Origin of the sequence: Bacteroides faecis MAJ27, assembly GCF_900106755.1 — a bacterium.
GTDB classification, from domain to species: Bacteria; Bacteroidota; Bacteroidia; order Bacteroidales; family Bacteroidaceae; genus Bacteroides; species Bacteroides faecis.
Genome location: NZ_FNNN01000022.1, coordinates 63,868 through 89,466 on the forward strand (window position 1 = coordinate 63,868; position 25,599 = coordinate 89,466).

17 protein-coding genes, 1 tRNA gene and 1 pseudogene are annotated in these 25,599 nt (G+C 43.7%); 8 read left to right on the forward strand and 11 right to left on the reverse strand.

Features of this window, described 5'->3' with window-relative positions; translation table 11 throughout:
- Positions 1–180: 180 nt before the first annotated feature.
- The 6 genes from BLW31_RS17630 to xerD all read right to left on the reverse strand — a co-directional run bounded on the left by BLW31_RS17630 (position 181) and on the right by xerD (position 8,480).
- Complete coding sequence (locus BLW31_RS17630) at positions 181–1,734, reverse strand: sensor histidine kinase (RefSeq protein WP_010535706.1); 1,554 nt, start codon at positions 1,732–1,734, stop codon at positions 181–183.
- 124 nt (positions 1,735–1,858) lie between these two features.
- A complete protein-coding gene (locus BLW31_RS17635) occupies positions 1,859–2,872 on the reverse strand; it encodes an aldose epimerase family protein (protein WP_010535705.1) in 1,014 nt (337 codons plus the stop codon).
- 38 nt (positions 2,873–2,910) lie between these two features.
- On the reverse strand, positions 2,911–4,449 hold the full coding sequence (locus BLW31_RS17640) for a YifB family Mg chelatase-like AAA ATPase (RefSeq protein WP_010535704.1): 1,539 nt from the start codon (positions 4,447–4,449) through the stop codon (positions 2,911–2,913).
- A gap of 13 nt (positions 4,450–4,462) precedes the next feature.
- Positions 4,463–5,578: a TlpA disulfide reductase family protein gene (locus BLW31_RS17645; protein WP_010535703.1), complete on the reverse strand. Its 1,116-nt coding sequence runs from the start codon at positions 5,576–5,578 to the stop codon at positions 4,463–4,465.
- Positions 5,579–5,690: 112 nt separating this feature from the next.
- Positions 5,691–7,382: a tetratricopeptide repeat protein gene (locus tag BLW31_RS17650; protein WP_029425091.1), complete on the reverse strand. Its 1,692-nt coding sequence runs from the start codon at positions 7,380–7,382 to the stop codon at positions 5,691–5,693.
- A gap of 138 nt (positions 7,383–7,520) precedes the next feature.
- Positions 7,521–8,480 carry a site-specific tyrosine recombinase XerD gene (xerD, locus tag BLW31_RS17655; protein WP_010535701.1) on the reverse strand — a complete coding sequence of 320 codons (960 nt, stop codon included), beginning with the start codon at positions 8,478–8,480 and terminating at the stop codon, positions 7,521–7,523.
- A 74-nt stretch (positions 8,481–8,554) separates the two neighbouring features.
- Between xerD and aroQ the strand changes: the two genes are divergently transcribed.
- From aroQ to BLW31_RS17680, 5 genes are read left to right on the forward strand one after another with little or no spacing between them, the layout of a single operon-like run.
- A complete protein-coding gene (aroQ, locus tag BLW31_RS17660; RefSeq protein ID WP_010535700.1) occupies positions 8,555–8,977 on the forward strand; it encodes a type II 3-dehydroquinate dehydratase in 423 nt (140 codons plus the stop codon).
- A 31-nt stretch (positions 8,978–9,008) separates the two neighbouring features.
- A complete protein-coding gene (gene pyk, locus BLW31_RS17665) occupies positions 9,009–10,466 on the forward strand; it encodes a pyruvate kinase (protein ID WP_010535699.1) in 1,458 nt (485 codons plus the stop codon).
- 24 nt (positions 10,467–10,490) lie between these two features.
- Positions 10,491–11,132, forward strand: coding sequence for an O-methyltransferase (locus BLW31_RS17670; protein WP_010535698.1), 642 nt, complete (start codon positions 10,491–10,493; stop codon positions 11,130–11,132).
- A gap of 30 nt (positions 11,133–11,162) precedes the next feature.
- The gene (gene rbfA, locus BLW31_RS17675) at positions 11,163–11,495 is read left to right on the forward strand and encodes a 30S ribosome-binding factor RbfA (RefSeq protein WP_010535697.1); all 333 of its coding nucleotides are present in this window, start codon (positions 11,163–11,165) and stop codon (positions 11,493–11,495) included.
- The gene (locus tag BLW31_RS17680) at positions 11,492–12,718 is read left to right on the forward strand and encodes an FtsX-like permease family protein (protein ID WP_010535696.1); all 1,227 of its coding nucleotides are present in this window, start codon (positions 11,492–11,494) and stop codon (positions 12,716–12,718) included. The genes rbfA and BLW31_RS17680 overlap by 4 nt, the downstream gene beginning before the upstream one ends.
- A 1,139-nt stretch (positions 12,719–13,857) precedes the next feature.
- On the opposite strand, the pseudogene BLW31_RS17690 reads toward BLW31_RS17680, so the two are convergent.
- A pseudogene (locus BLW31_RS17690) lies at positions 13,858–14,731 on the reverse strand (Rpn family recombination-promoting nuclease/putative transposase).
- 307 nt (positions 14,732–15,038) lie between these two features.
- On the opposite strand from BLW31_RS17690, the gene BLW31_RS17695 reads away from it, so the two are divergent.
- Both BLW31_RS17695 and rsgA read left to right on the forward strand, forming a co-directional pair.
- Positions 15,039–15,851, forward strand: coding sequence for a class I SAM-dependent methyltransferase (locus BLW31_RS17695; RefSeq protein ID WP_029425082.1), 813 nt, complete (start codon positions 15,039–15,041; stop codon positions 15,849–15,851).
- Complete coding sequence (gene rsgA / locus BLW31_RS17700) at positions 15,848–16,903, forward strand: ribosome small subunit-dependent GTPase A (RefSeq protein WP_010535678.1); 1,056 nt, start codon at positions 15,848–15,850, stop codon at positions 16,901–16,903. Before BLW31_RS17695 ends, rsgA begins: the two co-directional genes overlap by 4 nt.
- A gap of 77 nt (positions 16,904–16,980) precedes the next feature.
- Here the strand turns inward: rsgA and BLW31_RS17705 are convergent, their stop codons facing one another.
- Together BLW31_RS17705 and BLW31_RS17710 are read right to left on the reverse strand one after the other, a co-directional pair.
- Positions 16,981–17,991 carry a 2-oxoacid:ferredoxin oxidoreductase subunit beta gene (locus tag BLW31_RS17705; RefSeq protein ID WP_010535677.1) on the reverse strand — a complete coding sequence of 337 codons (1,011 nt, stop codon included), beginning with the start codon at positions 17,989–17,991 and terminating at the stop codon, positions 16,981–16,983.
- Between the two features lie 3 nt (positions 17,992–17,994).
- On the reverse strand, positions 17,995–19,845 hold the full coding sequence (locus BLW31_RS17710; protein WP_010535676.1) for a 2-oxoacid:acceptor oxidoreductase subunit alpha: 1,851 nt from the start codon (positions 19,843–19,845) through the stop codon (positions 17,995–17,997).
- A 203-nt stretch (positions 19,846–20,048) separates the two neighbouring features.
- Here BLW31_RS17710 and BLW31_RS17715 point away from each other — a divergent pair.
- Positions 20,049–20,120: transfer RNA gene (locus BLW31_RS17715), tRNA-Arg, on the forward strand.
- Positions 20,121–20,292: 172 nt separating this feature from the next.
- On the opposite strand, the gene secDF is transcribed toward BLW31_RS17715, so the two are convergent.
- Both secDF and BLW31_RS17725 read right to left on the reverse strand, forming a co-directional pair.
- Positions 20,293–23,325 carry a protein translocase subunit SecDF gene (gene secDF, locus BLW31_RS17720; protein ID WP_010535675.1) on the reverse strand — a complete coding sequence of 1,011 codons (3,033 nt, stop codon included), beginning with the start codon at positions 23,323–23,325 and terminating at the stop codon, positions 20,293–20,295.
- Between the two features lie 165 nt (positions 23,326–23,490).
- A complete protein-coding gene (locus BLW31_RS17725; protein ID WP_010535674.1) occupies positions 23,491–25,578 on the reverse strand; it encodes a M3 family metallopeptidase in 2,088 nt (695 codons plus the stop codon).
- Positions 25,579–25,599: the final 21 nt, after the last annotated feature.

Sequence of the window (25,599 nt, forward strand, 5' to 3'; positions counted from 1 at the left end):
GGGACGTTTATAATAAACGATCACAGTATTTATTATCAACCCGCCTGTCGTTTATGTGCTAAACTGTTGCTATTTTTTGTATGAGTAGAGTGCCCGTTCTCTGATGGTGGCTAGAAGTAGTAATTATAGCCACCATTGGAAGTCGGTAATCTAACGATATAAAGTCCTTAAGTACTTTATTTATGCATGGAGTTCCAGAATAAACCGGCATCCCTTTGTATAACCTGTATCCAACGTCAGGCTGCCATTCATTTTCGTAGCGATGAGTGAACAGATGGGTAATCCCAGGCCATCACCTGTTGTCAGGTCTTTTACCTGTGTGAATGGTTTGAAGAGATTTTCTTGTTGCTCTGCCGAAATGCCTGTACTTGTATCGGTTATGATAAACTGATGGGTGTGTGCGCCGCGTTTCTTGAAGTCAAGGCTGATACGTCCCTGTTCTGTGTAGAAAGCGGCATTTTTCAACAGGTAGAGAAGAATGCGTTCCAGTTGCTCTTTATTTGTTTTTACTTGGAGCTTGGGTGCGTTTACAGAAGGAGTGACGTCTGGTTTCATAAATTCTTTTGCCTTCTCCATCACGTTCTCGCAGAAAGTGCCTGCATTGACTTCTCCCATTTCATAAGGTTCAGTCAGTGAGTTCTCCAAAAGGGAAAGTTCCTGAATATCGTCGCTGAATTGCTTTAAGGCAGCTACTTGTGCCTGCATTTGCTCTGCTTGTTGAGGAGCTTTGGCAGAGAGATCCTTGGCGGAGGCTCCTAAAGTGTTCAGAGTCGGTTCCATCTGCGAGGATATATTCTGAATGAATTTAGTTTTCAAATCATTGTGCTCATTGGCTATGATCACACTCTTTTTAAGTTTGCGGTTACCGGTGATAAATCTCAATAATAAGATGGCGAGTACTATCAATGCGGCTATGAGGATGGCCACAAGTGTACAGAGTCCTATGATGATATATTGCTTGGCAGATAAGGTACTGTCTTTGTCTTGTATAGTCAGCAGGCTTTCATCATATTTCCTTTTCAGGACATTCAGTTCATCCTGAGCAGTCAGGGCTTTTACTGAGTCGGTCCAGACGATATAGCTTTCGTAGGTACGTTCCATTAGTGAAGCATTGTTAGCTTTACGTGCGATGCCGATTAAGGTCTTGTAGCAGTCGCTCACTTTGTCGTAATCCTTCTTTTCCTTGTATTGGTTGATGAGTTTGCGGAAACAGGCATCCCCTTGTGCATTTTGATTGAAAGTATAGTAATAGTTGGCTTTCGTGTAAAGCAGCACTTCCATTAAGGAGTCATTCTTGGCGAGCTTGGCCATCTCTTCCAGCTTGTCCAGTTGGTTTTTGGCTTGTGCAGGATTTTTCAGTGCAATGTACATCTGCAACCGTTCCTTGCTGATAGGGAACCGTAAATCATAAAAGACTTTTTTCTGTTTCTGTTCGCCTGTCCAAATGAATTGTTCCATGTCGCGGCATAGTTCGAAGCCTTCCTTGTAGAAGTTCTCTCTCACATATAAGGCGTTGGCCTGAATACCACACTCTATAGCCTGTGGATAGTTTTCGCGTGCAGCAAATGCCTCGTACGCTTTCTTGAACAGATAACGGGCTTTGATGTAATCTTTCTGCTTCAAGCTACTCAAAGCTTGTTCCTTTAGCTCTGCAGCTTTGTCTTGAGACGCTTGTGCATAAGCTGACAGGTAAAAACAAAATGTAATCAGGAAGGTTACAATGGACGTTTTCATATTGTTGCTTTTTTGTTTATCACAAATGTAAAACAAATATATGAATAAAAAGAGATTGGTGGCAAAAAAGTTTTTGCTGTCCATACGGAGACAGAGGATGTCAGCGTGTGGACAGCAGGAGAGGTTATCTTTCGAATGTGTAAATACTTCTGTGGAGATACTCTTCCCCCGGCATGAGCAGGCAGGAAGGAAAATGCGGATGCGAAGGGGTATCCGGGAAGTACTGCGTCTCCAGGCATACACCGATATCCGGTGTGGGAGCGAGATAGCCGGAGGTATATAATAAAACACCGGGTAAGTCAGTCCTGACAGTCAGCTTTCTACCGGAAAAAGGATCGGATAATACGGCGGCTGTCAATAACGTGTCGGACGATTCTTCTTTCAGGATATAGCAATGATTGTATCCCTTGTTCCAATGTAACTGTTCGTCATCATCGTAAAGATGCATTCCGATACTATGACTGATGGTAAAATCAAACGGACTGTCTTTTACGTCCTGCATGTGTCCGGTAGGAATAAACTGTGAGGTGGTTTCTAATATCCGGGTAACAGGTATCATGAGTTGGTGTTCCGTTATTTTTCGTTTATCGCCGGACAGATTGAAATAGGCGTGATTAGTCAGATTCAGATAAGTGGGGCGATCTGTGATTCCATAATAACTGATTGTCAGTTCATTGGTTTCTGTGAATTGATATTCTATTTTTACGTGTACATTGCCCGGATATCCTCCTTCCATATCCGGAGAGTGGAGAATGAAGCGGATACCGGAATCAATTTGCTCCCATTGCCATATCTTCTTGTGAAAACCGGATGCTCCGCCATGATTGGTGTTTTCTCCATCGTTTTTCTCCAACTGATAAGTAGTGTCTTTGATGGAAAAAGATGCCTGATGAATGCGGTTAGCGAACCGGCCTACAGTGGCTCCCATATAATAGGTGTCTTTTATATATCCTTCAGCGTTATCGTATCCCAACAGAATGTTTTCAAAAATGCCATGTTTATCGGGCATATGGGCTGAAACCCAGCTGGCTCCCAGATTGGTAAGTTCAATGGACGCTCCGGAAGCATTGGTCAACCGGAACAGATAAATGGATTCTCCCGATGGAGTATATCCCCAATGTGTAATAGCGGTATTCATGATTTACTTATTTGATGTGAATCTTTTGTTTACTATCCTTAACCTGCCCAGTTCTCTCTGTCCAAATTACGATAACTGATGGCTTCGGCCAAATGTGAAGGTTGAATCCACTCCATATTTTCCAGATCGGCAATAGTACGTGCCACTTTTAATATACGGTCGTACGCGCGTGCAGAGAGATTGAGACGTTCCATCGCGTTTCGTAGCAGAGAAAGTCCTTTGTCATCCGGATGTGCATAGATGGATAGTAGTTTGCTGCTCATCTGCGCATTACAGTAGATACCGGGGTAATCGGCATAACGCTGTTCCTGTATCCGGCGTGCCCGAATCACTCTTTCCCGAATGATGCTGCTTGCTTCTCCTTGCCGCTGGTCGGATATCTTATCAAAAGGTACAGGAACGATTTCTATCTGAATATCAATGCGGTCCAGTAATGGGCCGGATATTTTGTTCAGATACTTCTGCACCTGTCCGGGACTGCAAACACATGCTTTGGTCGGATGATTATAGTATCCGCACGGACATGGATTCATGGATGCGATGAGCATCAGATTGGCTGGATAACTGATGGTGCTCTTTATACGAGAGATGGTTATCTGCCGGTCTTCAAGTGGTTGGCGCAATACTTCCAGCACTCCTCTGTTAAATTCCGGTAGTTCATCCAAAAATAAAACTCCATTATGTGCCAGACTGATTTCTCCCGGCTGTGGAAAACTTCCGCCGCCGACCATGGCTACTTGCGATATCGTGTGATGAGGATCACGGAACGGGCGTTGGGAGATCAGTGAAGAACCCCGGTTTAGTTTTCCGGCAACAGAGTGTATCTTGGTCGTTTCCAGGCTCTCACCCAGGGAGAGAGGAGGAAGAATGGAGGGTAACCGTTTAGCCATCATAGATTTGCCACTGCCGGGAGCACCGATCATTAGTAGATTATGTCCTCCGGCAGCTGCTACCTCTAATGCTCTTTTTACATTTTCTTGTCCTTTTACATCTGCAAAGTCCAGGTCAAAGGCTGTCTGCTGTTGATAAAACTCTTCCCGTGTGTTGACTATTGTCTGCTCCAGTTCTTTTTCGTTATTGAAAAATTCTATGACTTCTTTGATATTGCTGACACCATATACCTTCAATTGATTAACGACCGCTGCTTCCCGTGCATTTTGCTGAGGAATAATGAGTCCCTCAAAACCTTCTTCGCGAGCTTTGATGGCAATAGGAAGTGCTCCTTTGATAGGCTGGATGCTCCCGTCAAGGCTAAGTTCTCCCATCATCAGATAACGGGAGAACTTCTCAGACGATATGGTTTCGCTGGCACCCAGCAAGCCGATAGCGAGAGGCAAATCATAAGCCGAACCTTCCTTGCGGATATCGGCAGGAGCCATATTTACGACCAGATTGCTGGTCGGCATCTTATAGCCATTGACTTGCAGTGCGGAGATAATACGTTGGTGACTTTCCTTAACCGCAGAATCCGGAAGACCGACGAGATAGAACATACAGCCACGTGAGCTGTTGACTTCGATTGTGATGAGTGTTGCATCAATCCCTTGAACAGCCGCTCCGAAAACTTTAATTAGCACGTTTGATGATCGTTTATTTTTTCTGTTTGTTTTTCTTTTCTTTTTCTGCCGATTCTTCGACAATCTTTTCTATTTTCTTTTTCAGTTCTTCCCCCTGAAGATTCTTGGCTACAATCTTTCCATCTGACGAGAGAAGTATGTTGGCAGGTATTTTCCAGACGGAATATTGCTTGGCAACTTCAGAATTGAGTCCGCCGAAATCACATACTTGTTCCCATTCCAGCGTATCACGCTTGATGGCGTCTTTCCATTGCTGTTTGTCTACATCCAGTGAAATACCGAGCATGCCTATATATTTGTTCTTCTTATACTTCTTGTAGATTTCTCTTAGTTCGCTATTGTTCTGTTTCCGGGAGATGCTATCGTTCCAGGAAGCCCAGAAGTTAATTAACAGGCTTTTTTGCTTGAATGCATCCGATGAACGGGTGATCTTTTCTCCTTTGGCATTGGGCAGGCTGAAGAAAGGCGCATATTTGCCAACCTCTGCTTTCTCCGCTTGAGTGATCGTTTCAGTCAACCGTTCGACATATGGTTTATCCTGTAATACACCTGTCATTACATTAACCAGCTTTTTGATTTTAGTGAAATCCGGTGATTCTTTCTGAACGAAGTATTTATCTAATAAGTAAAGGCTGACATAAGAGGAGTGGTGTTGCAGGATGAATTCTTCCGCTTTCTCTTCAGCAGTTTTTGTTTCCTCTACATTTTTTGTCTTATCAGTTGCTTCTTCACCAATCTTTTCCGAAGGATTGACCGGCCCTTTCAGTTCTTGCTGAAAGTCTGTAAACTCTTCGTTGTATATATTTCCAGTGACAGTCAAGAAATTAAGGTTGATTGTATCTCCTTTTATCTTGATCTTGTTTCCTTTGTCCAGGAAAATAGGATATTCTATTTGATTCTTGAGCAATAGATAGGCAGAAGTGATCGTATCTACATTGGTGGTGTAAGAGAACTTGTCATTCTCTGCATAAATGGTGTCTATCCGGTCGTAGAGTTCGTCCATGCCGTACAGATAAAGTGTATCAGTGCCGAGTCCTTTGATCTCTCCTGTGATGGTTGTCTCGTTGGAGCTCTTTTTGCATCCGGCCAGACAGATAAGTATGAGGATTAAAATGCTGCTCTTTTTCATTGCTTTGATTTCTTTTCTGCGAAAGTACGGTTTTTTACAGATAAAAAAAAGAATTGCCCGTCATTTGTAATGACGAGCAATTCTCAATATTTAAAATAGAGTGGTAATTCTCTTATTTAATGATGCTCATGAAATCTGCATTTGTGAAGAACTTAGAGAATTCCAAGTCTGTTGCAGCCTTCTTAGCCAACGCAGGTTCTTTAGCAATAGCGCTCTTCAAGCTGCTAGTTACCATAGAAGAATTGTTAGTTCTAGCACCCAGAACCGCCATCAGGTAGTCTGTGTAAGCATCAGGTTTTTCTACGCCTGCCAATGTGTTTTTAGCTTTGTTGTAGTCCTTAGCAAGGATCTGAGCCAAAGCAGCACTGTTAGTTTTAGCGTCACCGAATGAGTTAACTGCTCTTTCATACTGACCTTGAGCGATGTACAGGTTACCCATAGATTCGCCAAGTTCTTTTGTACCTGCAGCTTTACCGAAGTAAGCTTCAGCAGCAGCTTTGTCACCCTTGATCAAAGAGATCAAACCTAAGTTCATGTTAACTTCAGGAGTAGCGTTTACGCTGGCAGCTTTCTTCAAGTAAGATTCAGCTTTGTCAACGTTACCAGCCTGATAAGCCAGTTTACCAAGGTTGTTGTATCCACGGTAATCGTTAGGGAACTGTTTGGTAGCCTGAGTATAGATAGCTTCCTGTTTAGCAGGATCGTTAGTCAGTGTAGCAGCATACAGCAATTCTTCCACATTCAGTTCAGAAGGATTAGAAGAAGCAAGCTTAGCAATTTCTTCGTCAGACTTACCGATGATTTCGTAGTTCAAAGTCAAACGAGAACGACGCAGTTGAGGAAGGATATCGTCAGCCAGGTTCTTGTATACAGAAGAGATGTTCTTGATTTCCTGTTCTCTCTGTGCAGGGTCCTGATACATAGACAGTACGCGAAGGATCAGTTCTTTGTCCTGGATGTTAGATTTAGAAACCAGTTCCTGGAAGCCTTCCCAGTCCTGTGCAGTATATTTAGCGTCAACCGGAGCGTCGATCTTAGCTTTCTTCAAGTCTTTGTTCAGCATCTTGGTAGTGTTACTTTCACGGTTTTCTGCCAGAGTTGTATTCAGGCTTACACCACCATCAGGAGAAGCATAAGCAGAAACTTCGATGTTGCTGATCTTCTTGTTTTCAGCGCTGTTTACGTTAGCAACTTCCTGGTTGAATTCTTTTGCAGTCTTCAACTCGCTTGAACGGATGTTAGCTTGTTGGATCAAGAACATGATGTTGGCATCGTGCTTTTCCTTGATGATACGTTGGAAAGCATCTTCGCCCAATGCCGGGTTAGCGCTGCCCAATGTGTTGTTTACCAACTCAGAAGTAGAGATTACACCGTCAGCGATTTTTACTGCAGGAATAACAACTTCTTTGTTACCAACTTTAGCTTTAAATTCAAGCCACAGTTCAGATTTAGCCATTTCAGGAACATAGTCGAAAGACGTTTTCATCGTATAGCTACCACCTACTTTGTAAGAGATAGTCTGATCGTTTCCTTCTACTTTTTCTCCTTGGAATACAGCACTTTGCCCTTTAGCTTCACCGCCATTCCATTTCAAAACCGGAGTAACTTCTACTACAGCTTTTTTCTTGAAATACTTTTCAGGGAATTTACCGTTAATGGTAGCAGGAACTTTACCACCTACTGCTTCCAACACTTGTGGAGTAACAGTGAAGTAGTCCGCTGACAGGGGACCCATTTTCTTGCACGAAGAGAAAAGTGCAACAACAATTGCCATGAGTAAAGGCAAGTACAACTTCTTTGTCATTTTAGGTATAAATTAAATGTTTGTAATTGAAATATCGTCATATTTATAACCCCTTTTCAATCCTAATAAAGTAAAAACATCGCAAAGATATTAATTCTTAATATAATTATGTAGTTAGCAGGAGGTTTTTATCATAATTTAATGAAAACTTGACTCTTTTTCTTTCCGATACTTAATATTTCGGGGGTGATGCTCGATAATCTCGCTACGAAGCATGTTGCGGTCGATATGGGTATAAATTTCGGTCGTTGCGATGGACTCATGTCCGAGCATGCACTGGATGGCCCGTAGATTGGCGCCACCTTCCAGTAAATGAGTGGCAAAAGAGTGTCGGAAAGTGTGCGGACTGATGTTCTTGGTGATACCTGCATTTTGCGCTAATTCTTTTATCATGTGAAAGATCATGATTCGGGAAAGTGATTTGCCCCTTCGCTGGCTGACAAATACAAAATCCTCATAGTCTTTTTTAACTTCTATTTGGTTGCGGTCTGCGAAATAAAGTTTGATCTCGTTAATGGCACGGGGAGAGATAGGAACAAGGCGTTGCTTGCTTCCTTTGCCTTCTACTTTTATGAAACCCTCATCGAAGTAGAGGTCAGATAGCTTGAGATTGACAAGTTCGGATACGCGTAGTCCGCAGCTGTATAATGTTTCCAGGATGGCTCTGTTGCGTTGTCCTTCGGCCTTGCTGCGGTCTACGGCGGAGATGATGGTATCTATTTCCTCTACTGTCAGTACTTCGGGAAGTTTAAGTCCTATCTTAGGACCTTCCAGTAATTCGCTGGGGTCGGCTTCCAGATAATCCGCCATAATCAAAAAACGGAAGAAAGACTTGATGCCGGATAAAATGCGTGCCTGCGAGCGGGGATGGATGCCAATGTCATGTAAACCCGCAGCAAAGCGCTGGAGGTCCGACTGGCATACTTCGAGGACGTCTATCCCTTCCAGCGTCAGAAAACTCATCAGTTTATCCAGATCGGTCAGATAAGCGTCCAATGTATTGGGAGATAAAGACTTTTCCAGTTTGAGATACTGCCGATACTTTCTGATTATCAGTGCTTGTTGCTCCTTCTTCTTGTTTTTTTCGTTGATTTCCATTTCTTTTTTCTACCTTTGTAGCCTGAAATATTGTTCTTTGGATACAAAGGTATTAAAAAAGCAGGACTACGGCGATGAGAATACAAATTATTAATGGCCCGAACATCAATCTGTTGGGCAAGCGTGAACCTTCCATATACGGAAGTGTTACATTTGAAGACTATCTGGCTGAGCTTCGTAAAAGGTATGCTGATTTGGAGATCGACTATTTTCAATCGAACATTGAGGGAGAAATGATTGACTGCATTCAGCAGGTAGGTTTTGAGGCAGACGGCATCATTCTGAATGCCGGTGCTTATACGCATACATCCATCGCTTTGCAGGATGCCATTCGTTCTGTGACTTCTCCGGTGATCGAGGTTCATATCTCTAATATACATAGCCGCGAGTCTTTTCGGCATGTATCTATGATTGCCTGTGCGTGCAAAGGAGTCATCTGTGGTTTCGGGCTGAATTCGTATCGTTTGGCTCTGGAGGCTTTGTTAGATAATAAATAAGGTATTAATATATTAAATAGGTAAAAAGGCTATGTTACTGAAACAGACAAAAATCGTTGCATCCATTTCGGATAGACGTTGCGATGTGGACTTTATAAAACAGCTGTTTGAAGCTGGGATGAATGTAGTGCGTATGAATACGGCTCACGCTAGCCGTGAAGGTTTTGAAGCGTTGATTGCCAATGTTCGTTCCGTATCCAACCGGATTGCGATTCTGATGGATACCAAAGGACCGGAAGTACGTACGACTGCCAATGCGGAACCGATCCCCTATCAGATAGGTGATAAAGTGAAGATTGTCGGTAATCCTGATCAGGAGACGACTCGTGAATGCATTGCTGTTTCGTATCCGGATTTTGTGAACGATTTGAATATCGGAGGACTGGTGTTGATTGATGATGGTGATCTGGAACTGGAAGTGATCGACAAGACCGCCGATTATCTGCTTTGCGAAGTGAAAAACGATGCAACGCTGGGAAGCCGCAAGAGCGTGAACGTACCGGGTGTTCGTATCAATCTTCCTTCATTGACAGAAAAAGACCGCAATAATATACTTTATGCCATCGAAAAAGATATCGATTTCATCGCTCACTCTTTCGTGCGCAACCGTCAGGATGTGCTCGATATCCGTGAGATTCTGGATGCACACAACAGTGATATCCGCATTATTGCCAAGATTGAGAATCAGGAGGGCGTAGACAACATTGACGAGATCCTTGAAGTGGCGGATGGTGTGATGGTAGCCCGTGGTGACCTGGGTATCGAAGTTCCGCAGGAACGTATTCCGGGTATCCAGCGTGTGCTGATCCGCAAATGTATTCTGGCAAAGAAGCCGGTGATTGTTGCAACTCAGATGCTTCATACGATGATCAACAATCCCCGTCCGACTCGTGCGGAGGTGACTGATATTGCAAATGCAATCTATTATCGTACAGATGCTTTGATGCTGAGCGGTGAAACTGCTTATGGCAAATATCCGGTGGATGCAGTGAAGACAATGACTAAGATCGCAGCTCAGGCTGAAAAGGATAAGCTGGAAGAAAACGATATCCGTATTCCGTTGAACGAAAACAGCAACGACGTGACGGCATTCCTCGCTAAACAAGCGGTGAAAGCTACATCGAAACTGAAGATACGCGCTATCATTACAGATAGCTACAGTGGACGGACAGCCCGTAATCTGGCTGCTTTCCGTGGTAAATTCCCGGTGTTGGCTATCTGCTATAAGGAAAAAACGATGCGTCATCTGGCTCTTTCTTACGGTGTGGAAGCTATCTATATGCCGGAATTGGCCAACGGACAGGAATACTACTTTGCCGCTCTGCGCCGTCTTTTGAAAGAGGGACGCTTGCAGCCATCTGATATGGTGGGTTATTTAAGTAGCGGTAAGGCAGGTACGCAAACTTCCTTCCTTGAAATCAACGTTGTGGAAGATGCATTGAAGCATGCGGGAGAAACTGTATTGCCTAACAACAATCGTTATCTCTAACTGTTATTTATAAGACCGGGTTTTATGCAGGAGACTGAATCTATTGATGAATATATTTTGCAGCATATCGATGCTGAAAGTGACTATCTGAAGGCGCTCTATCGGGATACGCATGTGAAATTGCTTCGTCCCCGTATGGCTTCCGGGCACTTACAGGGGCGGATGCTGAAAATGTTCGTGGAAATGATTCGTCCCTGGCAAATACTGGAAATCGGAACGTATAGCGGTTATTCTGCCCTTTGTCTGGCGGAAGGACTCCGGGAGGGCGGAATGTTGCATACGTTTGAGATAAATGATGAACAAGAGGATTTCACCCGTCCCTGGCTGGAGAATTCTCCCTTTGCGGACAAGATCCGATTTTATATCGGAGATGCTCTGGAGCTTGTTCCTCAGTTAGGTATTACGTTCGATCTGGCTTTTGTTGACGGTGATAAACGGATGTACATCGATTATTATGAGATGGTTTTAAAACATCTTTCCGCAGGTGGGTATATTATTGCCGACAATACTTTGTGGGATGGGCATGTGCTGGAGCAACCTCGCAGCTCAGATACGCAGACTATCGGTATCAAGGCTTTTAATGATTTCATCGCTACGGATAGCCGGGTGGAAAAAGTAATTCTTCCTTTGCGTGACGGATTGACGATCATAAGGAAGAAAATTTGAATTATAAATCGTAAAATTGTAAATAAGTTTATGGAAACAACCAGACAGAATAAAATATCTCGCCTGTTACAGAAGGAGTTGAGCGAGATATTCCTGCTTCAAACAAAGGCAATGCCGGGTACATTGGTATCGGTCAGCGCTGTTCGTATCAGTCCCGATATGAGTATCGCCCGTGTTTACCTGAGCGTTTTCCCATCCGAGAAAGCTGAAGAAATAGTGAAGAATATCAATGAGAACATGAAAACCATTCGCTATGAGCTTGGTACTCGTGTACGTCATCAATTACGGATTATCCCCGAATTAAAGTTTTTCGTGGACGATTCGCTGGATTATATTGAGAAGATTGACTCTTTGCTGAAGTGAATTTCCCCTTCTACATAGCCCGGCGTTATCTTTTCTCGAAGAAGAAGCATAATGCTATCAACATTATATCCGGCGTGTCGGTATGCGGGGTAGCGCTTGCTACGCTTGCACTGGTCTGTACGCTTTCCGTCTTTAACGGATTTCAGGATATGGTAGCCAGCTTTTTCACGGCTTTTGATCCTCAACTGAAGATTACGGTCCGTGAAGGAAAAGTATTCGATGGGCAGAATGAAAAAATTCGTGCGGTCTGTGCGCTTCCCGAAGTATCGGTATCTACAGAGACTCTGGAAGAGAATGCGATGGTACAATATAAAGACCGTCAGGCCATGGTAGTGCTGAAAGGGGTAGAAGATAATTTTGAAGATTTAACTGAAATAGACAGCATTCTTTACGGAGCCGGTGAATTTATTCTTCATGATTCGATTGTGAATTATGGAGTGATGGGTGTGGAACTGGTTTCGACTTTGGGCACAGGACTGGCGTTTGTAGATCCTTTGCAGGTGTACCTTCCCAAGCGGAATGCCAAAGTGAATATGGCGAACCCCGGGGCTTCTTTCAATCGCGACTATCTTTATTCACCGGGTGTTGTGTTTGTGGTCAACCAACAGAAGTATGATGAAAGTTATATTCTCACTTCCCTTGATTTTCTTCGTAACTTATTGGACTATACGACAGAGGTTTCCGGCATTGAGCTGAAGCTGAAGCCAAACGCTAATGTGTCATCTGTACAATCTAAAATAGAGAAAATGCTGGGTGATGACTTTGTGGTACAGAACCGTTATCAGCAGCAAGCCGATGTCTTCCGTATCATGGAAATAGAGAAACTGATTTCTTATCTGTTTCTTACTTTTATTCTGATGATCGCCTGTTTCAATGTGATTGGTTCTCTTTCTATGTTGATTTTGGACAAGAAAGACGATGTCATTACATTGCGCAGCCTTGGTGCCAGTGACAAACTTATATCTCGTATCTTTTTATTTGAAGGCCGTCTGATTTCTTTGTTTGGAGCCATTTCCGGTATTATTCTGGGTTTGATATTATGTTTCATCCAGCAGAAGTATGGTCTGATTACCCTTGGCGGAGGGGGTGGTACTTTTGTGGTAGATGCTTATCCGGTGAGTGTCCATCTGTGGGATGTGGTACTTATTTTCATTACAGTGTTGGCAGTAGGATTCTTGTCTGTATGGTATCCGGTTCGCTATTTAAGCAAGCGTTGTATTTAAAAAAGACCGCCATACCGTGGGAAAGAAGGTAATGGCGGCTTCGCAATTAACTGGTTAGGTTAATGACATCTTCACAGATGCCTGGGGTAATTATTAAAATGAAAAGGGGAAATTTCATAGGGATCACAGCTCTGGTAATGATTCACGAATCGGTTCATCGTGCACTTATGCTTTAATCGTTTGTATTTGCAGGGATAAAAGCATTCAGCCCTTCAGTCGCTCTCGCAAACGCCCTGATGGAAGGAGATAGCGGCTGAAGGCTGTTTTTTATATCCCACCTCTGGCACGCTCTGAGAGGGGGGAGTGCTTTCAGCCCCTTCAGCCGGAAAAAATTGGTTCGAGCGCTAGCAAGTTCTGTTTCAATAGAGCCTGTATTTATCTTAAACAGAACCTCTATTGGAGACAAACAGAGCTTCTGTTTGAGGTAAACCGAACCTCTGTTTTTATGAATTATGAACAGTTTATTCATTTCAAATAAGCTGGTATACCATCCACTTTCACTTCGGGAGCGAGTAACCATTACCTCGGTGGTGAGTGGAGTTCAACTCGGTGGTGAGTGAAGTTCATCTCCGGGCTTACAGGATTCAGCCCATATGTCGAGTAACGATCAATTGTATGCAGAGTAGGCATAGCCAATAAACGATGGATTTATGTATGCCCAAGGCTGAAAGGGCTGAAAGCACTCCCTCTTCTCAGAAGGCGCCAGAGGCAGGGTATAAAAAAACAGCCTTCAGTCGCTATCTCCTTCTATCAGGACGTTTGCGAGAGAAACTGAAAAGGCTGAATGCGGTGAACGCTTGATAATATACAATAGAGTAAAGGTAGTACATCTTTCATTCCAATGTTGTACATCTTCGACCCGAACGTAGTACTAGAATCAGACAACTTAAGTACTTGTCCGGAGCAAGTCTTGTACTTATTGGGAAATACTTTAGTGCAAGTTTGCTTCATTCTTACATGGAGACTCGTTCATAAGTAATGAGTCGGGTGAGAATTAGTGAAAAAATGTGTGGTAAATGTATCTGTCCATTCAATTGCAAATGTATCCCTGCCATTCAGATGACTATCATTTCTCTTCATTATCGCTTATGTGGGAAAAGAAATGAAACGGAACAATAGTATATAAACAATCACATCATTTACAACTTCTGAATTTCTTCAGGTAGCAATCCCGTAGCTTTTTGGATTGCCGCTATGTCCAGTCCCATTGATTTCAGATTCCGAGCTATATCCATTCGTCCTTTTTCTATCCCTTTTTCCATTCCTTCCATGCGACCTTCCAATTTAGCCCCATCCAATACGTCATTTTGTATCATTATGGCGCTTAAGTGTTCATCATAAGCATGTCGTTCTTCCGGAGACATATTATAGTAAATCAGCTTTTTGCGGGCTTCTCCCAAGCCGGGAGCTGTAGTATCGTGACGAATACAACCGGTTTTCAGGTACTCAATCCATTCTTCCAGTGGAGTAACGGCTACTTTATTGAATTCATTCACACGAATCAGGAAATACTCCGGAAAAACTTCTGCGGGAAGTTTACGGACGAGGGCATCCTTTTCTTTAGTGGTTATTTCGAGCCGATCTCCGGTGTGTACTCCCGTAAAGTTATTCTGACCATGATACAAATAATCGTCCCCTTTGCCGATATCGAAGTAGAGGATACTTATAGAATAAATCTTTTTCACCTCGTAGTAGCATTCACTCAAAGAAATATGTTCCGTAATCGCTTTCGCCACTCCGTAAAGGATGCGTTCCAGATAATATAATTCACGGGTATTCTGAATCTCTACAATGATTATTTCATCTTTACTATTTCTGGCTTTGATGTTCACACGGTTGAACTTATCATCAATGGTCTGCTGATTACTTTCACTTTCCAACAGTTCGATGATTTTCACGTCTTCGCCCAAAAGCACAGTCAAGAAGCCCTCCAACACACCAAAATTTGCTTTTTGGCGGAGAAGGTACTTTCACTGCCCAATCAAAACGTATATATCTGTCCTGTTGTTCCATATCAGTCTCTTTTTTAAGTTATTGCAAAGCTACGATTTTTTTTTTGATACCGCACGGAAAAGCATTAAATGCTTCTAACTTTTTAGGCATGGATGACATTAAAACATGTTTTTTATTTTGCAGGATCGGAAAGTATTATATATCTTTGCGGCATGACAAAGACATTTAAATCGGATTTGGTTTTATAAACAATCTGTGCTTTTGATACAGATTGTCTCTTCGTTTACTCTCGGATAACTCCTTTCGAGAGTGATTCTTTATTTATTTAATTCAAGTTTAATCTGCGTGCAATGATGAAAGCGTTGTGATGCTTTCTGTGTATGCAAAATACATTACGATAATGAGTAACGAAAATAAAACTATTCATGAATTCGAACTTAATTTAATCTGTGACTTCTTTTCCAATATGGAGCGACAAGGGCCCGGAAGCCCTGAAGTGACACTGAAAGCATTGAGCTTCATAGATAATCTTACCGATAAATCCCTTATCGCCGACATCGGTTGCGGGACGGGCGGTCAGACAATGGTATTGGCGGAACATACGCCGGGACAGATTACCGGGCTGGACTTTCTTTCCGACTTTATTCATATTTTCAACCGTAACGTCCTGCAATCAGGTTTGCAGGACCGGGTAAAAGGTATTGTCGGCTCAATGGATGATCTTCCTTTTCAGAAGGAGGAACTGGATCTGATCTGGTCGGAAGGTGCCATTTATAATATCGGTTTTGAACGGGGACTGAATGAGTGGCGTCAGTATTTGAAACCGGGAGGGTATATTGCTGTTTCCGAAAGTTCGTGGTTTACAGACGAACGCCCCGCGGAAATCAATGACTTCTGGGTAGATGCGTATCCGGAAATAGATACGATTCCTAATCAGGTGGCCAAGATACACAAAGCCGGCTATCTTCCCGTCGCAACATTTATTCTGCCGGAAAACTGTTGGACAGAGCATTATTTTGCTCTGAAGGTTCCGGCGCAGGAGATTTTTCTTCGTAAGTATGCAGGAAATAAAATAGCCGAAGAATTCAGTGCGCTTCAATCGATGGAAGTAGAATTATACCGCAAGTATAAAGAGTTTTACGGTTATGTGTTCTTCATCGCAAAAAAGGTAGGACAATGAACCAGTTAGCTATTTATGGTTGGAATGATAAATTGGACCAGCTGAAACAGGAATCAACCTATAATGCGTTGCCTCATGGCAGGGTATCCGTCGTACATCGTACCTGCTACGAAGTAATTTCTGAAAACGGACAGTTTCAGTGTGAGCTGACAGGAAGTATGATGTATGGAAGATCGGACTTCGAACTGCCTTGTACGGGTGATTGGGTCATCTTTCAGCCGTTTGATGAAAATAAAGGAATCATCGTTGATATGCTTCCCCGTGAGCGGACATTGTATCGTAAGAAAAACGGTACAGTTGCTGATAAACAGGTGATTGCATCTTATGTCGATCAGGCGTTTATTGTACAAAGCCTTGATGATAACTTTAATGTCCGCAGGGCGGAGCGCTTTATGGTTCAGATGCAGGAGGAGAATATCAATGCCGCATGGGTGCTCAACAAAGCCGATTTAGACTTTGACAGACAGGAGATTGAAGAACAAATAAAGCATATATTCCGCCGGATACCGGTGTTTTTTACAAGTATTCGTCAGCCCGAAACGATTCTTCGGTTGCGGGAATCTATCCCGGAAGGCGAAACGGTGGTGTTTGTCGGTTCTTCGGGGGTCGGTAAAAGTTCTCTGGTGAATGCACTTTGTGGGAAATCGTTATTGCTTGCGTCTGATATAAGCCTGTCTACAGGGAAAGGACGGCACACTTCGACTCGACGGGAAATGGTGTTGATGGATGGATCGGGTGTGCTGATCGATACTCCGGGCGTCCGGGAGTTTGGGCTGGCTATGGACGGTGTTGATTCATTGGAAGAAGTGCTGGATATTTCCGATTATGCGAAGGCATGCCGCTTCAAGGACTGCAAGCATATCAATGAACCCGGCTGTGCCGTTTTGGAAGCGGTAAACAGTGGGCTATTGGATGCTAAAGTCTATGAGAGCTACCTGAAACTCCGGCGCGAAGCTTGGCATTTCTCCGCTTCCGAACATGAAAAGCGTAAAAAGGAGAAATCCTTTACGAAACTCGTGGAGGAAGTAAAGAAGCGTAAGGCGAACCGATGATTTGAAAATGAAAAAAGGCGTAGATAAGAGAATGATATCTCTTGTCTGCGCCTTCTCGTTTGCGGATGAAAAGCGAATTATTTCACTTCCCAAGTATCATTAGTCATCAACAGTTCCTGGAAGTTATGATATTTCTTCTTGCCTTTGATGTCTTCGATCTGCTCTGTTACGGCATCATTGTATGTAGGAGCTTCTACTTCGCGGATTACACCGAGTGCAATCGGGAAATCGGGACCCTCCATCAATGCCAGTTTTAACTGAAGCGTATTGTCTTGGCAGTGAGCATCATGAACGAGAATGTCTTTTTCTGTGATTCCATTTTCGCCAAGTTTCACTACTTTCAGTCCGAAACCTTCCTGCATCAAACCAAACTCTTTGTTTTCACCAAACAACATCGGTTTGCCGTGTTCCAGATAGATTGCGTTCTTCGCACGTCCTTCTTTCGTTGCAACGGAAGCATGAGTTCCGTCGTTAAAGATGACGCAGTTTTGCAGAACTTCTACTACAGATGCGCCTTTGTGATTGGCGGCTGCTTTCAATACTTCTACAGAAGCGGCGCCGTCTACTGCTATACAGCGGGCAAAGAAACGTCCGCGGGCACCGAAGGCAAGTTCTGCCGGGTGGAACGGATCTTCTACTGTTCCGTAAGGGGATGATTTGCTGACGAATCCGCGTTCCGAAGTCGGTGAGTATTGTCCTTTTGTCAATCCGTAGATGCGGTTGTTCAGTAGGATCATGTTCAGGTCGATGTTACGGCGAACAGCGTGGATGAAGTGGTTACCACCAATAGCCAGACCGTCACCGTCACCGGAGATCTGCCAGATCGTCAAATCCGGATTAGCTACCTTTGCACCTGTTGCAACAGCAGCAGCACGTCCGTGAATGGTGTGGAAGCCATATGTGTTCACATAATAAGGCAGACGGGAAGAACAACCGATACCCGAAATTACGGCGATGTTATGCGGAGCTACTCCCAGTTCAGCCATTGCCTTGTGCAGTGAGTTCAGGAAAGCGTGGTCACCGCATCCCGGACACCAGCGAGGTTGGCCTGATTTATAATCTTGTACGGTATATACTTTATCGCTCATCTCTTATTCCTCCAATAATTTAGTAAATGCATCTATCAATTCTCTCGTAACGAAAGGCTGGCCTTTCACTTGGTTGAACTGGCTGATGTTCAGTCCAGGTATTTTCATGCGCAGATATCCGGCAAATTGTCCCAGATTCTGTTCAGCTACTACAATCTTCTTGTATTTACGTAATACGTCTGCTGTGTTCTTAGGCAGCGGATTGATGTATTGGAAGTGTGCAAAGGCTACCTTCTTTCCATGATCGCGCATAAAGTCCATAGCCAGACGAAGATGTCCGTAGGTGCCACCCCAGCCAACAATCAGTAGGTCTGCGTCTTTATCGCCCAGCACTTCAAGTTCGGGAATATAGTCTGCAATCTTGTCTACTTTGGCCTGACGCAGGTGAACCATCTTGTTATGATTTTCGGGTTCGGTAGAGATGGCGCCGTTCTCGTTGCTCTTTTCAAGACCACCGATACGGTGCATAAATCCTTCTGTTCCCGGGATTGCCCAATAGCGTGCACCAGTTTCTGCATTACGTTGATATGGAGTCCAGTTACCAGCCATGTCCGGAGTTACATACGGAGGTTTGATAGCAGGATATTCGTCCAGATTAGGAAGTTTCCAGGCAGCAGAACCGTTGGCTACGAAAGCATCGGTGAGTAATACAACCGGAGTCATATGCTCCAAAGCAATCTTGGCAGCCATATAAGCAGCGTCAAAACAATTAGTGGGGGAAGTAGCAGCGATGACCGGCATCGGGCTTTCACCGTTACGTCCGTAAAGTGCTTGCAGCAAGTCTGTTTGTTCCGACTTGGTAGGCAGACCTGTAGATGGACCACCACGCTGTACGTTGACAATGACCAAAGGAAGTTCGCCGATTACAGCAAGATTCATCGCCTCACTTTTCAGACAAACACCCGGTCCGGAAGTAGTAGTTACTGCCAGAGCACCGGCAAAAGCGGCGCCAACTGCCGAAGCACATCCGGCAATTTCGTCTTCGCACTGTACGGTTTTTACACCCAGTGATTTATGTTTGGATAATTCGTGCAGAATATCTGTTGCCGGAGTGATAGGGTATGAACCCAGATAGAGTTCCAGACCGGCTTTTTCAGCGGCAGCAATCAATCCGTAAGATGTTGCTTTGTTGCCATTAATATCTGTATAAAGTCCTTTTGATTTCGGAGCTTTGCTTTCAATCTTATAAGTAGAGGTAGAAGCGTGAGTATTGGCACCATAGTTATAACCATCATTCAATACCTTTATATTTGCTTCTGCTATTTCGGGTTTCTTTGCGAATTTCTCGCGCAGCATCTTTTCTGCTGCTGCCAGGCTGCGGTTGAATAACCAGCAAACCAGTCCGAGAGCAAACATGTTCTTGCAACGGAGAATAGACTTGTTGTCCAGTCCGGAATCTTTCAGGCTTTCTTTGCACATAGAAGAAATGGGCACTTCCAACACTTCTTGTTTAACGCCTAATTCTTCGAAAGGATTGTCGGTCTTGAATTGTGCTTTTTCCAGGTCTCTGGCTTCGAACGAGTCGGAGTCGGTGATGATAAGTCCTTGCGGTTTACAGAATTTGATTTGTGTTTTCAGTGCGGAGGGGTTCATCGCTACTAATACGTGGCAACGGTCTCCTGGAGTGTACACCTGTCCTGCACCAATGTGAACCTGAAAACCGGAAACACCGGTCAGCGAACCTTGCGGAGCACGGATGTCTGCCGGATAGTCAGGGAATGTACAAATGTCATTTCCTACCGTAGCCGACACGTTCGAGAAGATGTTGCCTGCCAGCTGCATACCATCGCCGGAGTCGCCGGAGAAACGTACTACTACTTCCTCCAATTCTTTAACCATCATTTCGTCTGCCATAACTTTAATTACTATATTTAATTTAAAAACTGATTTTACTTTCAATTTGTGAGTGCAAAGGTCGGAAAGTTAATCGAATTATCAAAATAAATCGTACTTTATTGTCCTATTGACGCCAAATATTTGAAATTGCTGAAAGGAACCTGCATTTTTATTCTTGTTAAATCGACAGAAACCGTTATCTTTGCAACCAAAATAAAAGCGGCCTTGTAGTTCAACGGATAGAATAGAAGTTTCCTAAACTTTAGATAGGGGTTCGATTCCCCTCGGGGCTACTTAAGAAGATCTGTAGGGAGCTGTGTTGTTTGCTTTCATACTGTACAAGTTTAAAGTTTTACAATGGTCTCTTTTAAGATTAACGTCTTATAGCTTCTATTTGTTTTAATAATCAATAGAAAAAGCCTCTTCCGAATATTCGGAAGAGGCTTTTTCTATTTCTGGATTGTATTAATCTTCCGTAGTAGTTGTTACTACTTTTTTGCTCTTCATCATGTTGTATGCAATCGGAGATGCAATAAACAATGAAGATAAAGTACCGATCACAACACCGAGGATCATAGCGAATGCGAAGCTGCGAATTGAATCACCACCGAGGATGAAGATACACAGCAATACGATCAACGTACTCAATGAAGTATTGATGGTACGAGCCAGTGTCGTGTTCAGAGAGTCATTGAACAACTGACGTTTGTCGCGTTTCGGATACAAGCCGAAGAACTCACGTACACGGTCGAAGATTACCACCTTATCATTAATAGAGTAACCGATAGCTGTCAGGATAGCACCGATAAATGTCTGGTCGATTTCCAATGAGAACGGAACGAATCCCCACAACAGTGAGTAAGCACCGATAATCATGATCGTATCACAAGTCAGAGCTACGATAGAACCAATACTGTAAGCGATGTTGCGGAAACGGATCAAGATATACAGACCGATAGCGATCAGAGCCAGAACAACTGACCATACGGCACCTGTCTTGATATCGTCTGCGATACTCGGACCTACTTTCTGTGAACTTACGATACTACCACCTGTGTGATTGTCACGGTCGATGAAAGTAGCCAGTGTGATGTTCTGTGTCAGCAACGGCTTCAGTGTTTCGTATAAGTATGATTCGATCTCAGAGTCTACATTGTTACCTTCGTCTGCGATACGGTAGTTGGTACTGATACGTACTGTTTTCTTGTCTGTACCGATAGCGATCACATTTACATTTACATCTTCACCAAACTTGTCAGCGATCAGTTCACGAACTTGTTCCGGTTCTACCGGATTCTCGAATTGTACCTTGAAGTTACGTCCACCGGTGAAGTCAATACTTTGACTTAAACCACGTAATGCAAACGAACCAATACAAACAAGGATAATAGCGCTTACGATGATCAGTGACTTCTTATTGGTTCCCATGAAGTCGAAACGGGTATTTACCAGCAAGTTTCTGGAAATCTTGGAAGTAAATGTCAGGTTCAGCCACTTGTCTTTATTCATGAAGTGTTCGTAAACCAGACGAGTCATGAACACAGCAGTGAAGAAGGATACAAGGATACCGATAATCAATGTAGTGGCAAAACCACGGATAGGACCTGTACCGAAGTTGAACAGGATGATACCGGTGATGATAGATGTCAGGTTGGAGTCGAAGATAGCAGAGAAGGCATTTGAATAACCGTCAGCCAATGCTTTCTTCACACCCTTGCCGGCACGAAGCTCTTCTTTTGTACGTTCATAGATAAGTACGTTCGCATCCACCGCCATACCGAGTGACAACACCATACCGGCAATACCGGACATGGTCAGTGCCGCCTGGAAGGATGAAAGGATACCCAGCGTGAAGAAGAAGTTCAGGAACAATGCGCAGTTGGCAACCATACCCGGGATGAAGCCATACATGGAACACATATAGATCATCAACAGTATCAAAGCTACAACGAATGAGAAAATACCTGCGTTAATAGATTCCTGACCCAGAGACGGACCTACGATATCTTCCTGTACGATGTGAGCCGGAGCCGGCATCTTACCTGATTTCAATACGTTAGCTAAGTCCTTTGCCTGTTCCGGAGTGAAGTGACCTGTAATCTGTGAGCGTCCGCCTGTGATTTCAGAGTTTACGTTCGGAGCAGAATATACATAATTATCAAGAACGATAGCGATAGAACGACCGATGTTCTGCTTGGTCAACTGTGCCCAGCGGCGTGCACCGTCAGAGTTCATTGTCATGCTGACAGCCGGTTTACTGTATTGGTCGAATTCATCTTTTGCATCTGTTACTACGTCACCTTCCAACGGAGCTTTACCGTTACGTTCAGTAGATTTGATGGCATACAGTTCGAATGTCTGTCCTTTTTTATCGAATTCAGAAGGAGAAACGCCCCATTTCAGACGAAGATCCTTCGGAAGTTCTGACTGGATTTCGGGCATGCTCAGATATCTGTTGATATCAGCAGTATCCTTATAGTTAGCATAGCCGATAACCGGACCCTGACCGCTTGAATTCAACTGAAGAATAGCCAGCAACGGATATTGCTTTTTGATTTCTTCCATGTTTGCTCCAGCTTTTTCGTCTTTGGCATCTCCTTTCAGAGTAGCTGCGAGGCTGTCGGCAACGCTTACGGCTTTTTTGGCCGGAGTAGCTTCTGTCAGTTTGGCTGCAGGGATTGTGTCTGCTGTTGTGTTAGTAGCTGTAGAGTCAGCAGCCGTTTCCTGTGACAGGATAGCACGCAATTTTGAGTCAGCCGATTGCATAGCCGGAAGAATCTCTTTTGCAGTATATGTTTCCCAGAATTCGAGGTTAGCCGAACCTTGAAGAAGTTTTCTCACACGTTCCGGCTCCTTGATACCCGGAAGTTCCACCATGATACGGCCCATCTTATCTTCGAGGCTTTGGATGTTCGGCTGAACAACACCAAAGCGGTCGATACGGGTACGAAGCACGTTGTATGAGTTTTCAACGGCAGCCTTTACTTCTGCTCTCAATACTTTTTCTACTTCAGCATCTGATGATTTCTGGTTAACTTTATCTTTCAACTGTTGTGTCGCGAAGAGTTCAGAAAGTTTTGCGCCCGGAGCAGTCTTCTGGTATTCTCTGACGAACAAGGTAATGATGTCGTCCTGGCTGTTGACAGCTTGCTTTGCAGCTTCATTCAACGCTTTGTTGAAATTCTCATCTGGCTTGTTGTCAGCCAATGCTCTGATAACATCAGGCACAGAGACTTCAAGGATAACATTCATACCACCTTTTAGGTCCAAACCTAAACTGATCTCCATTTCACGACAATCTTTCAGCGTCCAGTTCCACAGCATTACTTTCTCATTGGAGAGAGAGTCAAGGTAGTCTTGTTCTACTTTCGGGTCACCGTTCGCAATCTCTTTCGCCTTATTTGTGTAATGGCGAGTTACGAAGGAGAAGGAGAGGTAGAACACGCATACCAGCGTGAGTAGTACCGCAAAAACCTTTACAAATCCTTTGTTTTGCATTTTACTTTTAATTTATGATGATTACTTTTTTAATTTAATTTTCAGTTAAATTCTGTCGTATACAAGTTCTTTTTGCCGCATACAAGGCTGCAAATATAGTTTTTTTTTCACATTCATATGTAATAAGCCCTCAAATATTTGATGTTTAAGGGCTTTTTTGCCGTTTTATTTCATTCCTCTGTTTTTCAGTAGCGGCTCCAGACTCGGTTCTGCACCGCGGAAATTCTTATAAAGTATCATCGGATCTTCGCTGTCTCCCTTCTCCAATACGTTGTAGCGGAACAGGTCGGCTGTATTTTTATCAAAGATTCCATGTTCTTTGAACGCTTCAAAGGCATCATTGTCAAGTACATTCGCCCAAAGGTAACTGTAGTATCCGGCAGCGTATCCGCCAATGATATGATTGAAGTATGTGACACGGTAACGGGGAGCTATTTCGGGGATCAGTCCGAGCTTGTCCATCGCTTCTTTTTCGAAAGCGAGCATATCCAGATTATTTACATCTGTTATCATATGAAGGTTCATGTCGAGAATGGCGGCAGCCAGTAACTCGGTAGTCATGAATCCTTGGTTGAATGTTTTCTGTTTCAGAATCTTTTCGATGATTTCATCGGGGATTACTTCACCGGTTTGATAATGTTTCGCATACATTTTCAGTACTTCCGGTTCGGTGGCCCAGTGTTCGTTGATCTGAGAAGGAAGTTCAACAAAGTCGCGTACAACATTGGTACCGGAGGTTCCTTTGTATTCGCACTTTGTCAGCAAGCCATGCAGCGCATGACCGAACTCGTGGAATAAGGTCTCTACTTCGTCCATTGTCAACAAAGAAGGAGTGTCGCCGACAGGTTTGGTGAAACTGCATACGTTGCATACCAACGGACGGGTTGTTCCCTGCTGTTCGCGGTAATTGCTCATCCATGCGCCGCCGCTTTTTCCGGAACGGGGGAAATAGTCAACATAGAAAATACCCAGTTGGGAGCCGTCGGCGTCTTTCACTTCGAAGACTTCCACATCCGGATGGTAAGTTGGGATACCTTCCAGTTTGCTCAGAGTGATACCATATAATTTGTTGGCGACTGCAAAAGCTCCTTCGCGTACATTTTCCAGTTTGAAGTAAGGCTTGGTGTCTTCTTCGGAGAGGTTGTATTTCTCTTTGCGAAGTTTCTCGGTGTAATACCACCAGTCCCATGCTTCCAATTTCTCGCCTTTGCCTTCTTTATCCATTAACTGTTGGAGTTCTGTGGCTTCGACTTTCGCTTTCGGCAAGGCATAGCTCCAAAGGTCATTCAGCAGACTCATTACATTGCTGTCATTCTTTGCCATTGTTTCGTCCAGTACAAAGTTGGCATAGTTATTGAAACCTAATAAGTTAGCTTTTTCCAGACGGAGGGAGACAATCTTCCGGATGGTTTCTTTATTGTCATTCTTGTCGTTATTGTTTCCACGGTTGATGTATGCCTTATACATTTTCTCGCGGAGCGGGCGATTCTCTGAGTATTGCAGGAACGGCAGGCGGCTGGCATTGTGAAGGGTGAACAGCCACTTTCCGGATTGTCCGGCAGCTTTAGCCTCTTCGGCTGCACTTTGGCAGAACCATTCGGGCAATCCGGATAAATCTTCTTTTTTGTCTACGAAAAGTTGGAAGGCATTGTTTTCATTCAGAACATTATTGCTGAATGTAATACCCAAGGTAGAAAGTTCTTTGTTGATTTCGCGGAGACGCGCCTGTTTCTCTGTATCTAAATTAGCTCCCGAACGGACGAAACTTTTGTAGGTTTTATCCAGCAGACGTTTCTGTTCTGTGGTCAGATTCATTGAATCTTTCTGTTGGTATACAGCGTTTACACGTTTGAAAAGTTCTTGATTCAGAGAGATGTTATCTTCGTGCTCGGAAAGGACTGGTGCCATTTTGATAGAGAGCTCGGTCAGTTCATCGGTTGTTTCCGCATCCGTCATATTGAAGAAAATGGCACTTACACGGTCCAGAATGGGTGCGCTGTTGTCCAAAGCTACAATCGTGTTGTCGAAGGTAGGTACTTCCGGGCTTTCGATAATTGCCTGGATATTCTGGTTCTGTTCTTCAATACCTTTCAAAAAGGCGGGTTCGTAATGTTCCAGTTTGATTTTATCGAAGGAAGGAACACCATACTCTGTTTGAAATTCAGTGAAGAAAGGATTGCTTTCTGTTTTTGTTCCACAGGAGTACATCATACAACTTGCTGCTAAAATGGTTAAAGTTTTTCTAATCATCATGGTATTTATTAAAGTTTTTTC

Coding starts and splice junctions, on each gene's coding strand:
- BLW31_RS17630 (WP_010535706.1), bottom strand. CDS start 1,734: ATGAAAACGTCCATTGTAACCTTCCTGATTACATTTTGTTTTTACCTG.
- BLW31_RS17635 (WP_010535705.1), bottom strand. CDS start 2,872: ATGAATACCGCTATTACACATTGGGGATATACTCCATCGGGAGAATCC.
- BLW31_RS17645 (WP_010535703.1), bottom strand. CDS start 5,578: ATGAAAAAGAGCAGCATTTTAATCCTCATACTTATCTGTCTGGCCGGA.
- BLW31_RS17650 (WP_029425091.1), bottom strand. CDS start 7,382: ATGACAAAGAAGTTGTACTTGCCTTTACTCATGGCAATTGTTGTTGCA.
- xerD (WP_010535701.1), bottom strand. CDS start 8,480: ATGGAAATCAACGAAAAAAACAAGAAGAAGGAGCAACAAGCACTGATA.
- aroQ (WP_010535700.1), top strand. CDS start 8,555: ATGAGAATACAAATTATTAATGGCCCGAACATCAATCTGTTGGGCAAG.
- pyk (WP_010535699.1), top strand. CDS start 9,009: ATGTTACTGAAACAGACAAAAATCGTTGCATCCATTTCGGATAGACGT.
- BLW31_RS17670 (WP_010535698.1), top strand. CDS start 10,491: ATGCAGGAGACTGAATCTATTGATGAATATATTTTGCAGCATATCGAT.
- rbfA (WP_010535697.1), top strand. CDS start 11,163: ATGGAAACAACCAGACAGAATAAAATATCTCGCCTGTTACAGAAGGAG.
- BLW31_RS17695 (WP_029425082.1), top strand. CDS start 15,039: ATGCTTTCTGTGTATGCAAAATACATTACGATAATGAGTAACGAAAAT.
- rsgA (WP_010535678.1), top strand. CDS start 15,848: ATGAACCAGTTAGCTATTTATGGTTGGAATGATAAATTGGACCAGCTG.
- BLW31_RS17705 (WP_010535677.1), bottom strand. CDS start 17,991: ATGAGCGATAAAGTATATACCGTACAAGATTATAAATCAGGCCAACCT.
- BLW31_RS17710 (WP_010535676.1), bottom strand. CDS start 19,845: ATGGCAGACGAAATGATGGTTAAAGAATTGGAGGAAGTAGTAGTACGT.
- secDF (WP_010535675.1), bottom strand. CDS start 23,325: ATGCAAAACAAAGGATTTGTAAAGGTTTTTGCGGTACTACTCACGCTG.
- BLW31_RS17725 (WP_010535674.1), bottom strand. CDS start 25,578: ATGATGATTAGAAAAACTTTAACCATTTTAGCAGCAAGTTGTATGATG.